The sequence below is a fragment of the Cryobacterium sp. 10I1 genome (assembly GCF_035019805.1).
Taxonomy (GTDB): Bacteria; Actinomycetota; Actinomycetes; order Actinomycetales; family Microbacteriaceae; genus Cryobacterium; species Cryobacterium glucosi.
Genome location: NZ_JASJVF010000358.1, coordinates 1 through 2,509, shown reverse-complemented (window position 1 = coordinate 2,509; position 2,509 = coordinate 1). Strand labels below are relative to the sequence as shown.

Below are 2,509 nucleotides of genomic sequence, written 5' to 3'. Positions count from 1 at the left end.
ACCACCGGGTCTCCTTCCGCAAGCCCGACGGTTCCACGATCGAGATCGAGACCACCCGGCCCGAGTTGCTGCCGGCCGATTCCGTGCCCGAGATCGTCAGCTTCGGCCACACCAACGACGCCCACCCGAGCGCCCTCGCCGCCTCGGTGACGAGCCACCCGATCCTCGCCGCGGCGACCGTGTCTACAACCGAAGCGCTCACCGCGGACGACCTCACCGCGCTCGCGCTCGCACCCGGCTCGTCCTCGCTCGCCCGGCACGCGGCCGGTACCGCGATCGACGCGGGCGGCCTCGTTCCCGACCTGCACTCCGCCAACAGCTGGACCGCCAACGTCGAGGACGTCGACCCGCTCGAGATGCTCGAGGTGCAGCTCTGCAACACGACGGCGCCGTTCCTGCTCGTGAGCCGTCTGCGGGCCTCGCTCGCGGCATCCACTGCCCGGCGCACGTACATCGTCAACGTGTCGGCGATGGAGGGCGTCTTCGGCCGCGGTTACAAGGGGCCAGGCCACCCGCATACGAACATGGCCAAGGCCGCGCTCAACATGCTCACCCGCACGAGCGCGAAGGAGATGCTCGGCGACGGGATCCTGATGACGAGCGTCGACACCGGCTGGATCACCGACGAGCGGCCGCACCCGACCAAGCTGCGCCTCGCCGAGGAGGGCTTCCATGCCCCGCTCGACCTCGTCGACGGTGCGGCGCGGGTCTACGACCCGATCGTGCGCGGCGAGGCAGGCGAGGACCTCTACGGCGTCTTCCTCAAGGACTACAAGCCCGCAGCCTGGTAGCCCGGGGGCCCGGCTGCACGGCTGCCGCCGGAGGAGCGGGGCTGTCGACCGCACTCACGACCGGTCGGAACCGGCCACCGCGGTGACCAGACGTTCCAGGCGGGCGATGCCCGTGAAACGGCCGGCGTTGTCGGTCGCGAGGAGCGGGTCGAACCTGCTCGTCTCGTCGCGGGTCATCGCGCGCTTGAGTGCCTCGGTGATGGGCGTGTCCAGGTTCACCCTGAGGCCCTGGCTCACGACCCCGAGCCGGGCGGATCCACCGCCGAGCGCCGCCACCGGGCGATGGTGCTCATCAATGAGCACAACGGAGCGCAGCCTCGGTTGTGCGCCGAAGGCGGCGGCGGCTGCTGCGACGCTTTCGACGGTCGGAACGACCTCGAGTACGTCCCGGATCACCGCGGCCGCGCTGGACACTCGTCGCGCGGCGAGGCGGAGCGCCACGTCGACGTCGATCCGGGCCCACGGCGGCGCCGGCCGCGCGAGCACGTAGCCCTGCAGGAGGGGCACCCCGAGGGCGACGAGCGCGTCGAGTTCCTCGACGGTCTCGACGCCTTCCCCGAGCAGCCACGCGTCGACCCGGCCCGCGAAGGTTCCGACCATTTCGACGAGCGCGAGTTTCGCCTCGTCACGATCGAGATCCTGGATCAGGGCCCTGTCGAGCTTGATCATCGAGGGGCGGAGCGAAAGCAGATGCCGCAAGCCGGCATACCCGGATCCGGCGTCGTCGACGGCGATCAGACCGCCCGCCGCACGCACCTCGTGGAGATAGGGCTCGAGGGACAGGTAGGACTCGATGGGCGCCTGTTCGGTCAACTCGATGATCAGGCCCCCGAGGTCACCCTCGTCCCGCCACACCTCGCGGACACTCTCGCACGACAGCAGGTCCGGCGACACGTTGAGGGTCAGGAAGCAGTTCCGCGGCAGGGTCGGGCGCGCCACGAGCGCCGTGCGCAGTGCGAGCACCTCGAGTTCTTCCGCCCGGCCGTGCGCGCGGGCTGCGGCGAACCAGCTCTCCGGGTTCCGCTCGGAGTATCCCGAGAACCTGGTCAGGGCCTCATACCCGACGATCACGCCTCTGGCGGAGTCGACGATCGGCTGGTAGACGCTCGACACACCCTCTCCCCGGCAGGCCGCGGCGAGCATGGAGTCCCAGCCTGCGTCGCCGGGGGCGCGATCGGCCCGAACGCGGTCGGCCGGCACGAGCGTCAGCCGACCGGGACGATGGTGGCCAGCACGGCCTGTTCGAGCTCTGGCGAGACCTCGCTCAATCCGTGCACGGCGGCGGCATGAGCCGACACCTGAAACAGGATTTCGTCATCCGTCGAGCACACCCAACGGGCCTCGCAGCCCGGCACCACATCTCCACAAGCAAACGATTTCACGAGCCCCACCCTCATCTAGATTGCAAGCATAAACGCATCCCGCCGACGGTCGTCGCCGCGCCATGCACTCGGAGACGCAGCCTCTCCGCCCACGATTATGTTCGGAGTGTGCGGCCGTGCGGATTGGATCGCCGGGAACCGGGTTCAGTCGTGCGTCGGGGTCCAGACGTATGGCGTTGTCGTCGTGACGGCCTCGAAGCCGAGGCGCAGCAGGATCGGCAGGCTGTCGTCCGAGGCGTCAACCTGGAGGTAGGGCACGCCGCGGCGGGCGGCGAGCTGCGCACGGGCGGCGACGAGGGCCCGGTAGACGCCCCTGCCGCGCCACTCGGCGAGGGT

2 protein-coding genes and 2 pseudogenes are annotated in these 2,509 nt (G+C 70.1%); 1 reads left to right on the top strand and 3 read right to left on the bottom strand.

What is annotated here, in order from left to right; all coding sequences use genetic code 11:
• A pseudogene (locus QN345_RS17910) lies at positions 1-791 on the top strand (short-chain dehydrogenase); the annotation flags it as partial.
• Between the two features lie 54 nt (positions 792-845).
• Here QN345_RS17910 and QN345_RS17905 read toward each other — a convergent pair.
• The 3 genes and pseudogenes from QN345_RS17905 to QN345_RS17895 form a co-directional block, all read right to left on the bottom strand.
• Entirely contained in the window at positions 846-1,991 is a 1,146-nt protein-coding gene (locus tag QN345_RS17905; RefSeq protein WP_322189753.1) for an EAL domain-containing protein, read from the bottom strand.
• A 5-nt stretch (positions 1,992-1,996) separates the two neighbouring features.
• Positions 1,997-2,188, bottom strand: coding sequence for a DUF1059 domain-containing protein (locus tag QN345_RS17900; protein ID WP_241975418.1), 192 nt, complete (start codon positions 2,186-2,188; stop codon positions 1,997-1,999).
• Between the two features lie 129 nt (positions 2,189-2,317).
• A pseudogene (locus QN345_RS17895) lies at positions 2,318-2,509 on the bottom strand (GNAT family N-acetyltransferase); the annotation flags it as partial.